Consider the following 2804-nt stretch of genomic DNA (forward strand, 5'->3'; position numbering starts at 1 on the left):
TTTGTATTTGGGATGATTTGGCAAATCCGAAAATAGGGCTTAATTTAGTCCCAAACCCGCTGTAGTACCAGAACGTTACTGGTGACTTGTGCCGAAATTACGCAGGTAAATCCGATTTGGAATATACATTTGTTTCCGCAAAAAGATTACAAAGCAGAAGCGTGAAAGTGGATCTTGCCAGCAGTAACTTGAAAAGTTGAAACCTGAAAAGCGGAAGCGTGAAAATGGAAACTTGCCAACAGAAACTTAAAAATTGGAATCTGAAAAGCAGAAGCGTGAAAGTCGGAACTTGAAAAGCAGAAACTTGAAAAGTTTTGCGTAAAAATTAAAAAAGCGAATAATTGAAAATAAAACGTTGAAAATTACGAGCCGAAAATCATAAACGTGAAAGTTGGATTTTGCCAACAGAAGCGTGAAAATTTGGGGTTTAATTGTAATTTCGACAAAATAACCAGCCAGTAACACACGCTACAAGCAATTTGGGGATTTGGCTTAATGGAAAAATTAGTTTGTATTTGGAAGATTTGGCAAATCCGAAGAATAGGCTTAATTTAGACCCAAACTGCTTGTAGCGCGAGAACGTTAGCGGATAGCTTGCGAAAAAACTGAAATTAACGAGAAAATGAAATATCTAAATATCTTATTTTTATTATTGTTTGTATTCAAAGCTGAAGCTCAGAAAGAGATTTCGACAAATTATATTGGCTTTTACATTGACAAATCAAATAAGAACAAAGCCGAATTAGAATTTGAAATACGAAACTTAACTAATGACACAATTTATATTTCGGAAGAAAATCTAAATATTAAAGTCTACAAAAATACAAAAGAAATTAAAGAAGAAATTATTGACTATGGAATTGCAACTCCATTTGTAAGACCTAGAATTGCAAGATGCCCAGAAATAGAAAACATAAAAAACACTTTAGCCTCAAAATTTTCTACTGAATTGGTACAAAAAAACAATATAGAAATTGGAGAATTTAGAAATGCTTTTGACATAACATTAGCAAATTGTATAGTTTTATTTCCAAATGAAATTATTTATTACAAAAAGCATTTTGTGCAAAAGGCATTTGATAAAAATTGTGAAGTAGAAATGAAATATAAACCAGAAAAAATATTTGCGACATATAAAAGTGAAAGAAACACATTGATTGAAATAAAAAGATAAAGCCATCCGCTAACACACGCTACAAGCAATTTGGGTATTTGGCTTAATGGAAAAATTGGTTTGTATTTGGAAGCTTTGGCAAATCCGAAAGATAACGCTTGTTTAACCCCAAACTGCTTGTAGCGCGGGAACGTTACCTGCTAGTTTACCGCAAAATTCTGCTAAAAACAAAAAATGAAAATTGAAAATTGAATTAAAAATTATATGGCAAGAAATATACCAATCACAATTAGAAAATTAGTTGAAAAAGAAAACTTAAGAACTTTATCAAATTACAAACGAGAAGAATATTTAATTCAAATTAATGAAAAACAATCTAATTGGGAAATTTCTAAAATCTTTGACAGAGATGAATTAATTACCTTAAGAAATGAAATTAATATTGTGTTAGGTTTAACTTCAGCTTCTGAAAATTTGAAATGTTCGATTGAAGAAGTTGAAAAGCTACAAGATTATCACAAAACTAATAATTTATGCAGAAACTGTGAATTCAAATATATAGAATGTCTAATTTGTATCAATATTTGTCAAAGTCCTCTGGAACAAGCTCTTTTTTTAGCATTAAAAAAAGAAAAAATTAATGCTCAACTACAAAGGCGTATAAATAAAAATGGTGAAACGTTTGAAAACGTTTTTCCTATTGACAAAACAAAAATTATGACAATTCCAGACTTTTACATCGAATTTGGAAATAAGAGAATTTGCATATACGCAGATGGTCATACTTATCACGAAAGAACCGAAGAACAAGCATTGAGAGACAGAAACATTGACAGAGAATTGCAAAATCTAGGATTTATTGTTTTACGATTTACAGGAAAAGAAATTAGAGAAAGGATGGAAAATGTTATTGAAACAATTAAAAAAAATATCTAAATGAGTTCAATAAAAAATTATCAAATAGATTTTGTTAATAGAACAAAAAAACTATTATCCGAAAATTTTGAAGATTTCAAAAATAGAGATTTGGAATCAACTTTATTACTTAATTGTTTATTAGGTTTAATAGTTGTTGTTTCTGAAAATGAAAAAAATGGAAACAAAAGTTTGAAAGGTAAAATTGATGAATCTTTTTTAAATTTTATTCCTCAAAAAATTGGTTTCTTAATTAAAAGTCAACACAAAAAAGACCTAACAGAAATTGAATTAACAAATATACAAACAGAAGTTGGACATAGAAATGATTTAACAAAATTTGAAAAATTATGGTTTGTAAATAAAATAAGAAATGGAATAGCTCATCAAAATATTGAAGGAATAAATGAAAATGATTTATGGATTGGAATAAAACTTTGGAATACAAATAATGAAAAAACTAAAGATTTTGAAGTGATTTTCACGATGGAAGAGCTAAAAAAGTTAGCACTAAAAATTGCAGAAGACTATATAATTTCAATTACAAAATAACAGAAAATAAAACCAGCAGGTAACAGCGGTTTCAAGAAATGGCGAGGCACGGGATTTATCTGAAATTGGAAAGGTTTTTAATTAAAAGTTTTGTTTATATTTGTGAAGGCTTGGTCTTGGTTCATCGCCACTTCATGAAGCCGCGAAACGTTACTGGCTAGTTATGCCGAAATTACGCAGGTAATTTCGATTTGGAAATAACGTTCACAACTCGCAGAAAATT

General features: G+C 29.4%; 3 protein-coding genes. All 3 read left to right on the forward strand.

Annotated elements, in window-relative coordinates; translation table 11 throughout:
• Window positions 1-622 precede the first annotated feature (622 nt).
• The 3 genes from FNW21_RS16045 (at window position 623) to FNW21_RS16055 (ending at window position 2581) form a co-directional block, all read left to right on the forward strand.
• The gene (locus tag FNW21_RS16045) at window positions 623-1174 is read left to right on the forward strand and encodes a hypothetical protein (RefSeq protein ID WP_144257759.1); all 552 of its coding nucleotides are present in this window, start codon (window positions 623-625) and stop codon (window positions 1172-1174) included.
• 204 nt (window positions 1175-1378) lie between these two features.
• The gene (locus tag FNW21_RS16050) at window positions 1379-2050 is read left to right on the forward strand and encodes an endonuclease domain-containing protein (protein ID WP_144257760.1); all 672 of its coding nucleotides are present in this window, start codon (window positions 1379-1381) and stop codon (window positions 2048-2050) included.
• On the forward strand, window positions 2051-2581 hold the full coding sequence (locus FNW21_RS16055) for a HEPN family nuclease (protein WP_144257761.1): 531 nt from the start codon (window positions 2051-2053) through the stop codon (window positions 2579-2581).
• Window positions 2582-2804 lie beyond the last annotated feature (223 nt).

The sequence above is a fragment of the Flavobacterium restrictum genome, assembly GCF_007097245.1.
Classification (GTDB): Bacteria; Bacteroidota; Bacteroidia; order Flavobacteriales; family Flavobacteriaceae; genus Flavobacterium; species Flavobacterium restrictum.